Annotated in this window: 5 protein-coding genes; 2 read left to right on the top strand and 3 right to left on the bottom strand. The window is 57.9% G+C overall.

Going from position 1 to position 18,068, the window contains the following annotated elements:
- The first annotated feature begins 1,295 nt into the window (after positions 1-1,295).
- Positions 1,296-4,079: a UvrD-helicase domain-containing protein gene (locus AC0L28_RS31390; RefSeq protein ID WP_473482259.1), complete on the top strand. Its 2,784-nt coding sequence runs from the start codon at positions 1,296-1,298 to the stop codon at positions 4,077-4,079.
- Positions 4,080-4,751: 672 nt separating this feature from the next.
- The gene (locus AC0L28_RS31385; protein ID WP_473482257.1) at positions 4,752-5,396 is read left to right on the top strand and encodes a tellurite resistance TerB family protein; all 645 of its coding nucleotides are present in this window, start codon (positions 4,752-4,754) and stop codon (positions 5,394-5,396) included.
- Positions 5,397-5,408: 12 nt separating this feature from the next.
- Here the strand turns inward: AC0L28_RS31385 and AC0L28_RS31380 are convergent, their stop codons facing one another.
- From AC0L28_RS31380 to AC0L28_RS31370, 3 genes are all read right to left on the bottom strand, one after another.
- Entirely contained in the window at positions 5,409-5,774 is a 366-nt protein-coding gene (locus AC0L28_RS31380) for a hypothetical protein (protein ID WP_473482256.1), read from the bottom strand.
- A gap of 713 nt (positions 5,775-6,487) precedes the next feature.
- Entirely contained in the window at positions 6,488-8,131 is a 1,644-nt protein-coding gene (locus AC0L28_RS31375) for an AAA family ATPase (protein WP_473482254.1), read from the bottom strand.
- The gene (locus AC0L28_RS31370) at positions 8,128-18,060 is read right to left on the bottom strand and encodes an RNaseH domain-containing protein (protein WP_473482253.1); all 9,933 of its coding nucleotides are present in this window, start codon (positions 18,058-18,060) and stop codon (positions 8,128-8,130) included. Before AC0L28_RS31370 ends, AC0L28_RS31375 begins: the two co-directional genes overlap by 4 nt.
- Positions 18,061-18,068 lie beyond the last annotated feature (8 nt).

The following is an 18,068-nucleotide window of genomic DNA, read 5'->3' as shown; positions in this document are numbered from 1 at the left end:
CATCATAACACGAAAAAGCATCTGCGGGTGCCGCCAAATGTGGTGAATTACCTTACGCGAGCGCACTCCCGAATGCTGTTGCGCTGAAGGTCAGGTTCCCGACCTCGATTTGGAAGTTCAAGTCTGCAACGCCCAAGGTCGTCAACGGGTCGGTTTCGGACGATAAGCGAAGGTCCGTTCCCGAAAAGCGTCGGGAATGTCTGGAAATGGCGCAACTACGACCTCCAGCGTGATCGCCGGCAAGGTCGCTTTCAGGAAGCTACGAAGCCGATCTCTACGGCTGAGATCGAGGCGCATTGCTGCTCGAGAGCATAGTGGCGCCGGCAGCCGACTGGCAGCTTTGGGCAGAAGACTTCATAGAGCTGACATTTCAAGGTGGCGAGAGCCGGGTTCTTGGACAGCCAAAGCAATGCGCTGTGCCACCAGATAACTGGACTGGGTGCATGTCTGCTGAGCGGTTGAAATCCGGCTCGATGATGTGAGCCCACGTACTCCACCCAGCGACGGCCTATTTACGGACCGATCTATCGGGCCTCGCAAGCCGAGTAAGCTTGGGATACAAAAGAACGTCGAGGAAGAAAGGCGGGACAATGGAACACAAAGATGATCCTGACCACAGCCAACAAACTAACGGGCATCCAACTTATCTATCCTTGAAGCCCTTAGGTCGTCTCGTTGGCACTGAGACGCCGATCCGAGACGCATTGGCTGTGTTTGTCGGTTGCGCCATAGGTATCACAGTACTCCCGATCTGGATCGTACTTGGAGAGCGTCTTTTCGAAAGCAAAACCGCGCAGCTTGTATGGTTCTGCGCCCTATACATAATCGGACCAATAGTGGTCCTTTCTTTGCCTTCTAGATCGAACCCATCAGAAAAATTCTGAAACGCAAGAAATGTCCGCTCGGCAGCGCCGACGGAATAGTCTCCTCGCCAACGGCAAATTCTCAATTGAAGAAGAATAGTACCGATGCACAGTCCGCGCTTCAAGATCGGCGAACGCAGCCGTGACGACCGAGATGTGGCGCGTTGCTGTCCTGCGTCTCCGTGGCTGTTTGCAGGATACAGTTCATGACGCCTAGTGGACCTCGGCAGATATCCAAATCCACTGCGCCCTCGCATCGGGGGACCCGATGGAAATTGTGTAGTTGACGCTGAGTGCCAGATAGGCCCACGACGGTCCCAATAGGCAACAGGACTGCGTGACGGGCGGGACCCCAGCAAACGGGCCTAGTCTCGACGGCAATCGCCACCGCTGTTAGGGAAGCCTAAGGCCTAGCCGCGATATAACTTTTCAATGCTAAAGCGCGCCCGCACATACCGTCCCGGACTGTTCGCCCGACTGTTCTCCGGCGAGAACTGGAAACTGACACCCGGTCGGAATTCGGCAGCCGGTATCACCCTGGTATCTGGCAGCGAGACCGAGCTGGAATGCTTGGACGTCGTATCTGTCCAAACCGCCAAAGGCCTCCTGTGGCACGCCGTTGAAATCTGCTCGAGGACCAGGCTTGATCGGTTATCGGGCCTCAGCGGGAGCGCCGCAGACGAACTCGCGGCCGACATCACGGCGTTCGTCAACGAATATCTGAGCGAAGTGATCCGTTCCGAAACTGACCGACTGCGCGAGATCGACGCGAGACTCGGCGCGGTCGTGACGGACAACCGCCGATACTTGGCGTACTCGGACCTCGGCAACGCAATAGCCGGCGTGCCGGGAAAGGTGGCAACGGCCCTCTCGCACCCCATGTTCGATCCAGGGCAGATGGCACAGACGCTCGAGGCCGTTTTGCCGGCCTCCTACGCCTTCCTCACCGATCCGAACGTGCGCCATCGCTACAACGAGCGGTTCATCGCCTCCGAACTGGCCGCTTTTGCGGCGTTCTTCGACAACCTGGACGGTCGGTCGCTGTCAGGGCAGCAGCGCGAGGCTTGTATTCGTCTCGAGGACAATAACTTGCTCATCGCATCGGCGGGATCGGGCAAGTCCGCCACTATGGTGGGCAAAGTCGCATATGTGCTCGAAAAGAAGTTGGCACGCCCTGACGAAATGCTGGTCTTGGCCTTCAACAAGAGCGCGGCGGACGAGCTCAGGGAGCGCATCGCCAGGCAGTTGAAGGTCGAACCCGACAAACTTGAATGTCGCGTGACAACCTTCCACGCGTTAGGCCGCGGCATCATCCAGGAGGTCGACGGGCGGCCGCCCCAGCTTGCCAACTGGGTCGAACATCCCGCAGGGGAAGCCAAGGCGATTGAGGAGATCATCGTTGAACTAGCCAGTTCCGACAGGGAGTTTACGCGGCTTTGGGTTGATCTCCTGGTCGTGCATCCGAAGGCCGATATCCCCCGGGAAACGTTCGACAGTGAGGTTGACTACCAACGATACATTACGGAGCGGCGGACCAGGGGTAAGGCGACGATCGGCTCGCTGGCCGGAATTTACGTCAAATCGTTGCAGGAACAGTCGATCGCGAACTGGCTTTGGTTGAACTCGGTCGCGTTCGAATACGAACGACAGGTCGAGGTGCAGGATGCGGAAGGCGCCGTCCGCCATATTCATCCCGACTTTTACTATTCGGCGACCGGTACCGTGCACGAGCATTTCGCGCTCGACGCAAACGGCGTCTCACCATTCAAGGACTATGTCGACCACGCCGAAGCAAAGCGGCGGGACTATCAGGTCGGGCAGATCGATTTCTTCGAGACGCGATCGTTCCAGGCCGCGGACGGCACGATTTCCGAGGTCATGCGCGAGGAACTAGAGCGGCGCGGGATACAGCTCGTGGCGAAGCAGTATAGCGATATTGCGAAGGCGCTGGAGCCAGTGGTGGTCAAGCACTACCACCAGGTCATAGGCACCTGCATCAAGCACATCCGGGCGAGTCATCTAACCCTCGATATGCTGCTACAGCGTGCGCAGTCGCTCCACGATAAGGAACGCGCGCGGATATTTTCGCGCGTCGTTTACAGGATCGCCCAGGCCTATTCCGAAAAGCTCGTGGATGCCGGACGGATCGATTTCGATTCCATGATCGCCGACGCGACGCAGCTGGTTGAGACGAAACGATACACCAGTCCGTACTCGCTGATCCTCGTGGACGAATTCCAGGACATATCTGGACCCAGGGGTAAACTCATTAAGTCGCTGCGAGACCAGAAGCCGTTCTCCAAACTCTTCGCCGTGGGCGACGACTGGCAGTCTATCTACCGTTTTGCCGGCTCGGATGTGACCCTCTTCACAAGGTTCGACGCGAACTTCGGGACAAGTTGGCAAGGCCGGCTCGAGCAAACTTACCGCTGCAACCAGCTGATCGCGGAGACGGCGGCGGGTTTCGTTCAACGGAACCCAGACCAGCTCAGGAAGTCTGTGCGGTCTATACGGCCCGCTATACCCAAATCGATCCGCGTCATCCCGATCGAGGGCGCAAAGGAGAGGCCGGACTTTGGCGCAGCCTGCCTGCGGCTGTTATCCCGGCTGGATGTGTTCCTGGGAAGCATCGCGGAGCAGTGGCGCGGCACGGCAAGGCAGAAGCTTAGAGTACTCGTTCTCTGGCGCTACAACCATCTCGATCCGTTCGCCGGCCGTATGCCGGCATTCGCGCATATCGAGGTTTCGGCGCTTTCCTTCCACCGCTCGAAGGGCCTCGAAGCGGACTACACTATCCTGCTCGACATCAGCGAGGGCGACTATGGTGTTCCGAGCCGTGTCGAAGACGACGAGCTGCTGAACCTAGTGATTCCGAATCCCGAGACCTTCGCGTACGCAGAGGAACGACGCCTGTTCTACGTCGCCTTGACCCGGGCTAGCCGCGGCGTCTTCATGCTGGCCGACAGTGCCCGACCCTCGCGCTACATCCAAGAGCTCTGCGAGGTCGCGGGTGAGGAGATTCGCTTCGAGACCATCGACGGCCAAGCGCTACAGCAATGCCCGGCCTGCCGAGTTGGTCAGTTGGTCCAAAGGAAAACGAAGACCGGGCGCTCGTTCGTCGGCTGCAGCCAGTATCCAAACTGCAGGCACGTAGTGTTCTCCGGCAAGCAAAAGCAAAACAGATCGCGAGCGGCGCGGCGACCTACAGTTCAGTAGTGCTGGGCGCAGCAGACAAAGCGCCCGCCGCGTCTTAATCTCAGGTCAGTGCATCTCCAAACAGGGAGCGGCCAACGTCCGTTTCCAGGCAACGTCAAAGTCACTTCCTACCGCCGATTCGCGGCGTTTGCCGCCCGGCGGCCATTGGGGCCGAAAACGCCCCGTCAACTTGCGGAATGATGTGGCTTAGGAAGCAGCCGTTCCACACTGGCCTCATCGACGTCGTCGGCGTTGCCCAGCCGCGGCGCACCGGAGCCGCTGTCGCCAGCCACTTTGATGTCCCGATAGTCAACCAAGTCTGCGATAAAATTCGCCTATCGAGTCGTGGCCAACACCGCTTATGTTCGTCGCCGGAGACCCAATGGTATTTCGATTCGTACATACGGCCGACATTCATCTCGACTCGCCGCTACTGGCGATGTACGGTGAAATGCTGGGTAGTCCTGATCTTATCCCTTCAGACGTTGAGCGAATGTTTGAAGAAGCTAAGCAGGCCGTGGTGAAGTCACGAGGCGTTTCAAAAAACTTAGATGAGATGTGTCGTTAGATGAGATGTCGTCAGAATAGAAGCAGTTGAAACAACGCGAAGTGTTTAAGAATGGAAATAACGAGGTGCTACTGAAAATTCTCTGATGCTTTGTCAGCGGTTGAATCGCCGCTTCGAGAAAAGAGATGGAAACTCCAGGTGCGAAGAATATTGGCTTGGGCCTTCTTTGGTTTCTTGGCGGGTCTGTTGTTACTTTTTTATCGTACGAAGTTGCCCCCTTCGGGGTTTACGTTGTTACATCAGGAGCAATAATCGGAGGTGTTATTCAGTTTGCTGTCGGCCTTTTCCAGTATTTTGCGTACTTAGGCCAAATTCTAGCTGACCCAATATTGCCAACGGCCTCCCCTCAATTGCGCGTCCTCGTTCGAGCCATGGTTGCAACTGCAAAAGCTGATGGATCAATTGGGGAAAAGGAATTGGCGCTGATCCATGATATGATCTGGAAAACTTGCGGCAGCGATGTTCCCTATTATATGATCAAAGATATTTGTAGTGAAGTTGCCAATGAAAAGAAAGATATTGTCGATTACCTAGCCACACGAGCTAAAGATTTTGATACGAATGTTAAGGAACTAATACTGCGTTGCTCTTTCAGGGTGGTCGCGGCTGATGGACAGGTAGCTGAAAAGGAATTGGCGCTCTTAGCAACGATGGGAACGGCAATGGGTATAGCGGAAGCCAGAACGAATGAAATTATGGGTGATTTAGTGCGATCGCTTGCCATCCAATCGGTCGACGTCTCGATAGAAGATAGCGCGTCAAAGCGTTAGCGCCCACGGCTGTCATCCCAAGACTGCCGGCGTAACGTCATAGCTGACGTGCACCAGCCCCGTATGCCGGTGCGCGAGAGCGACTATCTGGGTCTCAAGCTCACAGTTGTAGGCCATGAGGGCCTTCACCGCCTCAAGCGGGCTTTCGTAGCGAGCGATGAGTCTCTCCGCTTCGGAGTGCAGTTCCGCCTTGGCCTCGGGGTCCAGATGCATGATGCTCATTTTGGAGCCTCCTACCGTCGCCCGGCGCGGTGCCGACAAGGCGTCGAGGCGCTCCTGAAGGTGGCCGTTGAGAACGATCATTTCCTTGCGCGCCTTCACCGCATCACCCTTGGAGAGCAATGAACTTATCGGCGATTGCCTGAAGGGCGGCTTCATGGCGGGTGTCCAGCGTCACAATGTGGTTCATGGCGATTACTCCCAACGCTCCATGCTGACAGTGAACAAAAGAGGAACAACAATGTCAAGGCAAATTGTCTCCGCGCGGAATGAGTTCATATTTCTAGGCCGCCCCAGCCGGACCTTGCCAAGGTTGGGGTCGAGCGTTCGAATCGCTTCACCCGCTCCAAATCTTCTTTAGATTTGAAAAGCTTAAACGGCCCGGGTATCCGGGCCTTTTTGCTGTTGGAGCTGGGGAGCGGGCGGGGGAGCACACTGCACGGTTCTTGAACCGCATCTACCCATGCATCAGCCATAATTTCACTCTCGAGGCAAAGGCTTGTTTCGGGGAGGTCATTCATGACCCGAACTGGCCTTCAACGATCGATCAGCGCCTGTAAGCTGAAACATCGGCTGAGCGGGCATGCTTGCCCCAAATCGACTTCTGTAGGCCGATCTCTGGACGACCGCTTCGCGCCGCATATCAGACACTCAGACCAACTGCGCCCGTTCCTAGAAGCCGACATTAGACGATTAGAGACAGAACCCAATCAGAGCATTGAATGCGTGTAGTGGCGATTTGGTCCTGAGCGTTTCGACGGCCGCTACAGGTTATCCGGTAAGCCATCACGGCCAAAAGCTAGTTGTTTCTGGAACCTCTGCTTACGCCTGTCCCATTTCTGCAGCGGACGCGCATACGCGACCCGGAAATATCATGCGGAATCTACTTCGAAGTAATCGATTAACCGCTTATCAGTCACCAGAATGTTGGGGCGTTGATCTCCGGCAAGAATGTCATTGATTTCGGCAGCGAAGATGTCAGCATGGCCCTCCAAAAGACCATTCCTTCCGTTGCGCCAGCCTCCGTCCCGCCTCTTGTCGTCCATGTCCCGGTCGAGGACGACATATTCGACTTTCATGTCTTCCGGTATCAGGTCCACGATTTTCAGGCGGTCGCGCTTTTTGATATTGGTCGCATCCAGGACCGCGCTTTCTCCTCGTGACAGTTTGGCGACCAGTCGCTGCGTGACGACTTCGAATGTCTTCGCTTGAGGTCCGGCGACCACAGAGGTGCCGAAAAGCTCTTCCCTGACCGAGTCGGCCGATACGATCTCATCTGGTGGATAGTTCGTTTTCGCATAAGTGCTTTTGCCAGCACCGCTTGGCCCGACCATCATGATGAGTTTCTGGCCACATCTCGGCCAATCCCAGCCGACCGTCTCCTTCCTGCTGCTGATGGCGTAGGTTTTCCACGTCGCCGAGAGAGTGTTCAGCAACGTGCCTGCCGGGATTTCATTATGGGCGATGTCATTGCGCGCTTTTGCTGTTTGCCTGAGAAACGTGATTTCCCGGTATTCGAGGGTATCGCCGAGACAATCCCGCAAATATTTGTTTTCCATGTCATATCGATTGGTGATCATCTTCTCGCCGAACGGCAACGCGACGCGCCACGGCAGCTTGGCATCGATGGAGCTCGCATAGGTGTCGGCAAAGTGCCTGCACACGGTGGCGTTGAAGTCGAGCACGGGGCCGCTGACCGCGCGCCAGCGCCGGATGTCGAAGGCCTTCCTGTCGTCTGCCGCGATCAGGCTCGCAGTGTGAACGAAGACATCTCCGTCAATCGTATCGACCAGTCCGTTGCCCCAGCACGGCCTGACGTCGGCATTCCCACCATATGCCTTCTTCAGCGTTTCCCATGGATCGATTGCCGAGACGGGGTCGAGGGTGACCAGATATTCTGCTAGTCTCGGATCGTAGCCGGAAAGCCGTATAGCGACCTCGATCGCCACCTTATCCAGAAGCGGCAGGGCCGCGAATCTGCCCGTCCGTCTGGAGATGTAGGTTCTCATGTCAAAAGAAGAAACGCGGCCGTTCCATTGGACAAATGCGCCAGGGAAGAGTCGGTCAAGGTCGGCCTTCGGGACATCGGGAGGAACGAGCGCTGCCAGAACAGGCTTCAGGGCCTCATTGGAGCGCCTGCGCCATTCCGCGGAATATGACCTGAAGAAGATGCTCCAGCTGTCCCATTCGTCGTTATCGATATCTTCGATGAAGAATCCGGCACCTCTGAACTCGGGTTTGTCGATCAAAGACCCGGCGGTGCGCATCGACATGCGCATTTCACCCGCAGCAATGGCCAGCCGATGAATGATCGGCCCGCCAGCTTTGCTCGGGACCGTGAAGACGGGTACGTAGCCGTCGTTTTCCAGCCTCTCGATGACAGCTTCGGAGAGGCCCGGCGCACGGTAGAGAGGTGCCTGGATGGCGACGATACCATGTTTCGTGACGGCTTCGGCGATGTCTTCGATGAAACCGGAGGGGCCCGGAAGGGACCAGAATAAAGCCTTGTCGATCATTCTGCGGCCAGCAGCGTCATGCCGAGAAGTCCTGCCGTCAGGGGCGTCGGCAGGTAGGAGCTTTTCTGGCGTTCGACCCCGGGTTTGGCAGGCGCAACGGCCATCAAGCCCATCAGCGTGCCGTATTGAACGAGCGCCTCTCCGGTCATGCCAGGGGCCCTGAGATCGTCGTTGAGGTCGAGGAACGCCTCGACGTCGTTGATGCTGAAGGCGGTCGGCCCGATCAATTCGAGAACTTTTCCGAGCACCTTTCCGTAATCCCCCGTCAGCCCGGTCGCCGCTGCATCGACGGCGTCTGGCATCTGCTTCGGTTTGACCCTTTGCGCGTAGCCGACATATTGCGACATCGGCTCATTCCAGCCGCCATATTGGGCAAGCAGGTCCTCGTAATGCTGGATCGAGGGACCGGGGTGTTCCTTGTCGACCATCTCGGTGAAGAATGCCGTCGACCATGGTTCAAGGACCATGATCTCGATATGGGATGTCAGCCCGGCCAGTTGGCCATCGGCGGCAACTGAGGCAGCGTGTTGCGGGCCGCCGACGAATATCACCCTGACATCCCCCTTGGTCACGGGTTTCGCGTTAATCGCCGATTTGACCCATTCGGCGGTCCACGGTGCCGATGGCTTGATGACGGCGATGGCCTTTTTGCCCTGAACTACGCGCTGGTCGCGAAGGGTGTTCGCCATTTCGGCCACGGTGTTCACGGATAGGATTCTTACGTCGTAATTGTCGCCGTCCGAGAAGGAGTCAGGAACCGTCTTCAGCACGGCGGGGACGATGTCGTAATCCGCGAGCTTGTTGCCGAGAATGACGCTCGCCCTTGAGCTGGAAAGCAGGATGTCGCGTTCCTGGCTCAATGTGAGCGGCGACACGGACCGCTTCTGCAGGACGTGTTTTGCAGCTTTGATCTCCCTCCTGTGCGATTTCGGATCGAAACCGACAGGGGCTTCCATCTCCGTGAAATCGAGCAGAACAGTGTCGATCTCGTCGCGGGTGCCGAGGAGGCGGACGACTGCGGTCGAGCGGAGTGTCCATCTGTCGGTCCCGATCCGTCGGACAATGCCCAACCCTTCCATTTCGTCGAGCAGGTCGTCGAAGAGGGAGAACCGGTTCTTGTCCTTGAAGCCGGCTTCCCAGAAGCCGATCGAGTGTTCGCGAATTTCACGGGTCGTGAACCCGTCGTCCATCCGGCCTTCTGCCTCCGCCTCGAAGACGAGGCTCGCCACGACGTAGGCGATCAGCTTGTACCGCAGGTCGATGCCGAGCGTCATGTCGAAGATCGTCTTGATCTCCGATTTGGTCGTCTGGTCGTCCAGCACACTTGCGATCTGCTCCGACGGTATCTTGCGGATGGGCTTTTGTGTGGACTGTGTGATGTAGAGCACCTTCTTCAACAGATGCTTCGCATAGGTTTGGATCAGGACAGGATAGTAGTTGGAATGAGACAGTATCCTCCAGATGTCCTGCCTTTCCAGTTCGAGGCCAAGAGCTGCGAAGGGGCGAAGCACGAGGTCCTCGGCCGCCGTGCGTTCTTCGCCAGTGAGGCTGCCGATGCGTCTCGGGTCGGCAGAAATCTGCTTGAGTGGCGGATTGCCCGTCTGAACGAGACGGGTGACGTTCGACAGTCCTGCCAGCACGAATTTGAAGCGCCTGTTGGTGTCGGTCATCAATTGCTGGAGCGCCAGGAACTCGGCATAGCCGTTCGCAGCATCGCTGACGATGAACTGGTCGCACTCGTCCAGCAGCAGGTAAATCCGGCGGCGGTTGTCATCGGCCAGCCACCTCTTGATCACCTGGGTTACCCGTGTTGCGTCGATTGGAGTATTGAGCTGGAAAATCTCAGGCAGCGCCCTCGCGATCTCCTGCCAGATAACCTTGGTCGCCAGATGCCCCTTGCCGATCTGATGGGCATCGACGAAGCCGACAAGTCTGCCCATTTTCGGGTCGTTGTTCTCCAGCTCGATATGTTTCAGGAGAGCGGTCTTGCCCATGCGGCGGCCGCCATAGACGATGTTCGAGCCGCTATCGAGGAGGATCGCCCGAATGTCCTGCGAGCGTCCGACGAACATTTCACGGGGGACAGCACTCCTCCCCCAGTCGGCATAGGGTTCGGCGAAGCTGTAGGGCTGAGCCAGTTCGATCAGCGTCAGCGCCCTGATCTGCGGTTCGCTGACAGCGTAGGAAATTGTTGCTGAATCGATCAGCAATATGCGGCGGTTGGCTGCCAGGTTCCTCATCAGGAACTTCCGGCGCTCTTCGGGTGTGACGATGTCGCTGACCATCAGGATCAGGCCGTTGCCCGTCGTCAGTTTCTGCAACGTGCTTTCCGCAGGGAGGGTTTGGCTGACGGCCACACGGTAATTGCCCTCGGTTCGGGAGCCGAAATCAGGTAACAGCAGGCTTTCTGTGTCGGTCGGGATGTCGAGCTTGAAATCGCCGACATACATTTTTCCCTTGGCGATCGGAGGCACAGGGATGTTGGCTATGTCCTTAAACTCGGCCCTTATGCCGAATTTCTCGAGGAAACTTGCCGCGAAGGGGGCGAAGTCCTTGACATGGAACTTGCGGAACAGCTCCCGCCATTCCGTGACGATCTCGACAGATTCCTTCCGGCGGGTTTCCGAAAGCTGGTCGTAGGCTATCCCTTCAAATGCATCTCCGTTCATGATTGCGTGGGACACGTTGCTGGCGATGTCGCCGCGGTAGTGTTCCAGAGCGGGAAGCACTTCATCCCGGAAGGTCTCGAACCTCCAGTTGCGGCGGCGCGATTCCGGCAGGCGGCCTTCGTTCCTGACTTCCTGGATATGCTCTTCAGCTGTCAGGAGGTCGTCAGTTTCGCAAAGCGCCCGCAGCTTCTGGCAGATTTTGGGGTCGATGCCATTGGATGACAGTTCGTCAATGTCTTTCTGGAGGCGGATGCGCGGTTCCTCCAGAAGTGCTTGGGCCCCTTCTCGGATCGTTTCGATTTCGTCCTGAGCCACGCTGACATCGAATATGCCGTCAATTTCCTCTTCAATGCGAGCGCCCGGCTCAAGGGCAATGGGGACGTCTACGGCTTCGATCTTTTCGAGACGGTCGAGGAGGGAGGCGGCCTGTTCGGCATCGGTGCCTTGCCGCAACGAGCCGAACCGCATGACGCGTTCGACAACCTTCCGAGCTTGGCCGATGTCGTCTTTCATGGATGTCTTCGCGGTGAGGATGTTTGCTCCGACTTCCTTTTCGAGGCTTTCAGCGAGTTCCTGGTTGATTTCGAGAAAATCGTCGGCATCGAGAAGCATGCGTGCGCCGACGAACGAGCCGCGGTCCATGCGTTGGCGGACGATGTTGTCGAACGCCTCGTCCCGCTCCTGCCCCTTTTCAGGGAGCAACGGGAGCTTTGCATTGCAAAGAAGGCCGACCATCTCCGCGGCGGAATACGGACTTGGAAACCAGGAGCGTCCGTAATCAAGTTCGGGAAGGAGGGCGATCTCGGCGTGGCAGGCCTGAAGGTATTCGTTGCTGTTGGCGGAGGGAACTTGCTCCCCCGAAACGATGGCCGACAGTTTCTTCAGGCGCAGAGCGACGTGCCGTGCGGCTGTTCCGATCAGACCTTCGTCCTGAGAGGCTACTTCCACGGCCGCGGTCATATTGTTCAGGGACCGCGAAATCTTTTTCGCCAGGTCGCGGGCTTTCGGACGTTCCGCCGAGCTGGTTTCCCGCATTTCGGATTTGAGGTCGATATAGTTGTTGGCGGCATCCCGGAAATTCTCAAGGAAGGAAACCAGGCGGTTGCGCACGACACCGTCCAGCCCCTTCGAGCGGTCCTGATGCATTGCATGCGTTTCGTCGAGCAGTTCGATGATGGCCGAACGGTCCTTGAGGCTCTCGGCAAAGTTTTTCACGACGGCCAGGGTCGTGTCGTCATCCCTGCCTTTGGTGATCTGGGTCCGCAGTTTTCCGATGAGATTGTCGCTGCGGGACAGCTCGTTCTTGATCTTGTTTCCGGGCTGGTAGTTGAATCGCAGCGCCTGAAAGCCTTCGATTTTTTGGAATAGGTGCGCCCGGCTTTCGCTCAGGGCTTTCGTCAGATCCATTTCATCGGCGACATTGGCGAGCATGGCCCGGGACAGGACGATCGTCGTGTGCTTGAGGGAGTCGAGGTTCTTGAAAACCTCACTCACATTTTTCCCGAGGTCTCCAGGCAACGAGTTTAAGGAACGCAGGATTTCGGCGCTCCCGTAAGATGGCGAGAAGATAGCCAGTTCGATCGCAAGCGGCATCAATGAAAGAAGCCGCGCCGACGCGCGTTCCTCCTTGCTGTCCTGGCCGATTGCTTCGACCGAACTGAATGCCTCGCTGACCCATGACGAAACGAGAACGGGGTTGGACTGAAGGGCGGTGTGGTTGAGGTGGCCCGCGATTGCCGCAAGCTTCGCTTCCTTTGAAGTGATGACAAGCGGCCGTGACGGGTCTTCGGCCTCGGAGGCCCGTGCTAGATGGTAGGCAAGCGAATAGCTTCCCGAAGCCATGAACCTGTCGAGGGACTGGTCTATCCTAAGGGTTTCGAGGTCTTCCGCTGGCGGAGTTTCAACCTCGGCTTCAGGAACCGCCACGACGGAACCGCCATCTTGCGGCAAAGGTTCTGCCATTGGCACGACGTCGTGTTCGGCTGTTTCAGGGTCAAGAATGTCGTCTTCCGGGATGACTTCCGCGAAAACATCGTCCGCGTCATCCGGATTGTCTTCCGCTTCCGTCGCTCCAGCCGCAACAGGTTCGGCGGCTGGAACCGCTTCCCGGTCACTGCCTGCCGCCTCGGGTGTTTCTCTTTCCTGTTCCCGGACTTCGTCCGATTGAAGCGTTCCTTTCCCGGGGCAGTCTCCACCGTCAGGGGACGGCAAAGCGGCCGGTGCCAGATAAGACAGGGCGTTTGCCAGCGCTATGGCGATAGAGCCGATGCCGGACTCGGCTTTTCCGACCTCCTCGTTCATTGAGGGGGCGAGTAGGATTTTTTCAGCTGGCTTGGCCGCCGACATTTTCTCGTCGAGTTCTGTGTAAGCAGCTACGGCGAGCTTCGTGCCGTTAAGTGCCTCCTCCCCTTCACCAAGGCACATTTCAGCCAATTCAGCGGATGACGGCTCGATATTGCCCTCCTCCGGCAAGAGGAGCGCTGTATGTTCAGACCCGAGGAACTCGCAAATTTCAGCGGCTTCCTTGTCCAGAATCTGCACCCGGGCGAGCAATGCGGCATTCGACACCTGACGCGGCAAGGCGGCAACAGCCGCCTTTGCCTTGTCCAGAAGGACGGAAATGACCGACAGAGAGGCTGAAAGGCTATCCCAATCGGGTTTATTCAGCTTTTCAACCCCGTGTTCTGCTTCCACCACAATAGCGCGGAAGATGTCCTCGATGCCCATGTCAGCCCCCCTTGCCTGCCCGGCTCCGGCTTCTTGTCCGGCGTCCTGCGACGCTATGTTCCCGATCTCGATTTCCGCCTGTACTTCCGGCCCGCTCCGTACTTCCGGTGCGTTCCCGGTCGTGCCTGACTGGCCGTCTTCACCGGGGACGGCGACCTCTCCGTTTTCGAAACTATCGAGATAGGCTTCGTACAACGGATTGTCGGAACGGTCGTCATTGGCGAAGAACCAAAGCGACGCCTTGCGTCTCGCTTCGATAAATTCCGCAGCTTCCCTGAATTCCTCTCCGGCAGCTTTCACTGCCCGTTCGAGAGGAAGCGACGGGTTTTCGATCGCGCGGATTCTCGCGAACTCGTCGGCGAACTGCCTGTATCCGCCTTCAGACAAGCGTGCGAAGATTCCAGGTGAGGTGCCATCGTCCTCCCAGTTGGCGGGCGACAGCCGCTTTTCCTCGGGGCGGCTTTCGTCAATCGCCCGGACGGTCGTCTCGATCTTGCGGTAGAACGGCCTGAACAGGCTTTCCTTGTCCCGCCTCGATATCGCCGCCAGGATCGGCTCGGGAACCGAGAAGAGCTTCGCGACACAATCGGCAATCACTTCACTAGATGGCTTGTCTTCAGGCCATGCCTTCACATCGCCAAGCGCTTCCCTGATCTCAGTGCGGTGGTTGTGGAGATGGCTTCTGAAAGCACCGCTGAGCGACATCCTGTCCCGCAACCAGGCTGCGTTCACTTCAGGCGCGGAAGGGCGTACGGGTTCGGCTTCTTCGGCTATTGTCTGGTAGTCATCCATGCCCAGACGGCCGATACGAGGCGACGCCTTCTTCTGCTCCTGCTCCGCCAGGAGCGATTTCAGGTTCCGGTAGTCTATCAAGCGCTCTTGGAATGCCGCCATCCGGTAGCAAAAGGCCTCGGTGTCGGCATATTCGATGTCGAACTCCTGCCTCAACTTTCCGGCTGCCTCGGCATAAATGGCAGCCTTCTCCGGCCTGAACATGGATTCGACGGTCATGAACTGCCTGGCAAGCAACCCGTCTCCGCCCTCATGCAATTTCTTCAATGTGTGGATGGGGGAGTCATAAAGCGTATCTACGATCGAAATCCCCGTTTCTGACTTGGCCCCGTTCTTCCCTTTGCGGGCAATTTGCTCGTAGACCGGATTGAAAATCCATCTCCTCCTGTTCTTGTCGATGGTGCGAGGGATCGCCGTTTTGGCAAAAACTATTGAATCCCCCAATTGGAGCAGGGCCATCAGGAACCGAGCAAAAGACCGGTCGTCCTTGACGTCGGTCTCAGGCAGCACGACTTTCATCGGCACCTCTACCTTCATGGCCAGATCGTACAGTTTCTGCCTCGGCTTGACCGATGAATGGGCGGTGAGAAGCAACACCATCCAGTCTTCCGTGATGCAGGAGGGCAACGGCCCCAGCCACATCATTTCCAGAAGGGCTTCGATTTTCGGGTCACCGTTTGCGTTGGCGCGGGTTTCAGCAGGAAGCGTCGTCGTTCTCGATTTCGAGAAGGAATCTTTCGGAATGACGGTAGCACCGTGCGGTCCGTTTGTTCCGTTCATGAACGACAGGTCTCCCAAATATGCCTGCGGTTCCGGCCGCGTGTTGCCAGCATCATCCGTGCCGTCCCCGTCTTCGGGAGATGCAAGTCCATCAGACTCATCCGGCTCCTCCGGGTCTGCGGGTTCGACGGTTTCAGCCGAATCTTCGCGTTCGTCCTCTTCCGTCAGGATGTATGCAGGAATGTACTCGGCGACTTTCTTGGCGTGGAAAAGAGGTGCGGGCATTTTGACGGGCGAGCGTGTGTGGCCGAACCCGAAGCGCAGTCCATGACACAGAGCCGCTATCCTGTCCGGGTCATCGCCTTCGAGGCAATGGACAGCCAGAATGCCGATGGTGCCCGGCAGTTTGTATGGCTCTCCGGTGAGATCGCGCTCGCCTTCGATCTTGACATTCATGAAAGCCAGCGCAGGCGGAAGGTCCGCAGCCGCAGCTGCCTTCATCTGGGGGATCGGCCTGTAGACGGACAGCCCCTTGGGCAGTTTCTGGGTTCCGTCCAAATGCCCGGTGGAGATGTAGTTATCTGCAGGTCCGGCCAAGCGCACGAGGCGTCCAGGCTCGGTCAGGGTGTGTGTGTTCTGGGTCTTCGTTCCAGTCTCCGCGCCAGTTTCGGGGTCGAGAATGGCGAAGGTCTGCTCCTTGCGGGTGATGACGGTTGGCTCGATCTGGTCCTGGATGCGCACGATCCGCGCTCCCGGCCACTCGGACGGATTGAAATCTGTGCCGACAAGCTTGCACGGTTCGTCCCATCCCTTGTTGGAAAGGGCTGGCCAGAGTTTCCTGGCATGGTCTCCTTCGAACATGACAAGAGGCCTGTGGCCGCGGTCACATTCGTAACTCACGATCTCGGCGACGAACGTCTGGAAGTCCGATTTTTCCGTTTCACCGTTCCCGGTGTCGGCTTCATCCCAGCCAGCCACTGTCTTCAGCAGGTCGAAGAACGGAAGCGGATCGGTGATGTCTATGGTGCCGTTGACGGGCCGCCCTGCCCTGGCTGTCGTGCTCCCGCTCTCGATATCGATGGAGACCGACAGGAAGAAGGATGACGCCTGCCGGGTGCGGGTCCGGTTCAGCGAAACGATGGAAATCCCGGTGATCGTCTCCGGCCGGGTCGCAGGATCCGGGAATGCTTCGGCGACGTTGTCCCTGACCGGGGAAACAAGCGCGGAATGGCCGAACATAAGGTCGAGTACGGCAGCCTGTATGCGGAAGAACCAGTCATCCACTTTCGGGCCCTTGGTGTCGAGATACTGGACGTTGCAGTCGCCGTAGCGGGCCAGCGCCACGCGACCCGCGATCTTGTTCACGCCATCGTCGGCGAATTTGCGGGCGTGGACCAGGACGCGAGTCGGCCCGAACTCCTCGGCCAGCTTCTGTGCGAACGGCTTCCAGAGGGAAACCCGGTTTTCATACCTGTTCCGTGCTTTCCCGCCTGGAACCGCGAGAGACTTGCGGGGGCCGTGCACGCCTTCGGGCATCAGCCTGTATTCGATGCGCAGACGGCTGTTGAAGAGTGTCCGTACGGCCATCCCGATATGTTCGGCATCAGTTGCGCTTGCGGAAACGATGATCAGCACAGGCAGACTGCTGCCGAACACCTGACGGAGCCTCGCCGAATTGTCCTCCCGCAACGCATCGAAGCGTTCCCTTTGGCTTTCAAGATCGGCGGGGACTTTCACTGACGGAGGCAGATCGCCGTCGGTAAGCATTTTCCAGGTTTCCGCGATCGCCTTGTCGTCGATGTCGTTGTATCCGAGCGAGCGTGCGATCTCTTCGAGAACCATCACGGCTTTCATGGCCGGAATGTCTTCGTCGCGGCGCTTGACGCGCTTCGCCTTGTCGACAGGTTCGACAGAAAGCGGCTCGAGAACACCTTTCATGGCCTCGGCGATTCGGTCGAAGCAATCGACGCAGTCAAGCTCCGTCGCCCCCGTTGCCACGGAAGGCGTCGTTTCGTATGCCGTGGAATAGGCGATGCCGACGAATGCCCCGTCCCGCGGCCCCGACATCACGAGCTGTGCGAAGCCAAGGCCCGTATCGACGCCCGATTTGAGCGCGCCGAGCACATAGGCCGGGTCTTCAGGCTCGCTGACGGCCCCTTTCAGGATCGGAACATGGAAGGAAACCGCCCGCCTTTCATCCTCGCCGAAGACGGCCGCCGTCAGTTTCCTTTGTCGGGGCAGGAATTTGGCAGGAACATCCGGCGTCCAACGCTTGCGCGATACATCGAGCCTGACGAAAGGTTGCGGCCTGCCGGGAAGCGTTTCGACGGTAAGCCGGGCCTGCATGGACCACGATCCGGCGGCGGCCGCCCTGGGGAAGGTCACGAAACAGATAGAGTTTTCACGGGAAGAAGACCGAATCAACACACGGACAGGCCCCTTTCCCGGAAACAGCTCCGTCCCGGCAATGCGTCGGAATGCTTCTGCATGGATGATGTCCCGGACATCCGTGAAGTCCTTGCCCTTGCCATCCTCGGTCTCGAGCGTTTTCCGGAAAGCGATTGCGGCAGATCCCTCTATGGCGAGACGCGTGATGTCTTCGACGAAGTCGGCAGGAAGCCCTCGGGATTCCGCCCACGGAGCCAGCACTTTCGCCGCCCACATGCGGACTGCATTCGAAACGGCCTTGAGGCATTCTTCTTCAGACGCAACGCATTCGGCAAAGGACCGCGGACCCTTCTCGCTGTCGTGCCAGCCGATCCCGCCCAGTTCGGAGTCCACATAGATCGGATCCGGAAGCCCGGCGGAGAGCAAGGCTCTCAATGTAGCATAAGGAAGGCGGTTTCCTGCGGCGTCTCCTGTGTTCCTGGCTGCCGTGGCCACAGCGGCGAAGGCCTGGGCCATGTCGGAATGCCAGCTTACCTTCACGCAATCCTGGGTGGGCATTTTGCCGCCAAGGAAGGACAATCCCATGACGGAGATACTTTCGGTCTTCTGTTCGGGCTTCGACAGATAAAACATGCAGCTTC

The sequence above is a fragment of the Mesorhizobium sp. WSM4847 genome (assembly GCF_055811335.1).
This window is presented reverse-complemented; position numbering and strand designations above follow the sequence as displayed.

What these genes read in the sequence shown, in the direction of transcription:
- AC0L28_RS31390 (WP_473482259.1), top strand. Translation starts at nt 1,296, where the DNA reads ATGCTAAAGCGCGCCCGCACATACCGTCCCGGACTGTTCGCCCGACTG.
- AC0L28_RS31375 (WP_473482254.1), bottom strand. Translation starts at nt 8,131, where the DNA reads ATGATCGACAAGGCTTTATTCTGGTCCCTTCCGGGCCCCTCCGGTTTC.
- AC0L28_RS31370 (WP_473482253.1), bottom strand. Translation starts at nt 18,060, where the DNA reads ATGTTTTATCTGTCGAAGCCCGAACAGAAGACCGAAAGTATCTCCGTC.
- AC0L28_RS31380 (WP_473482256.1), bottom strand. Translation starts at nt 5,774, where the DNA reads ATGAAGCCGCCCTTCAGGCAATCGCCGATAAGTTCATTGCTCTCCAAG.
- AC0L28_RS31385 (WP_473482257.1), top strand. Translation starts at nt 4,752, where the DNA reads ATGGAAACTCCAGGTGCGAAGAATATTGGCTTGGGCCTTCTTTGGTTT.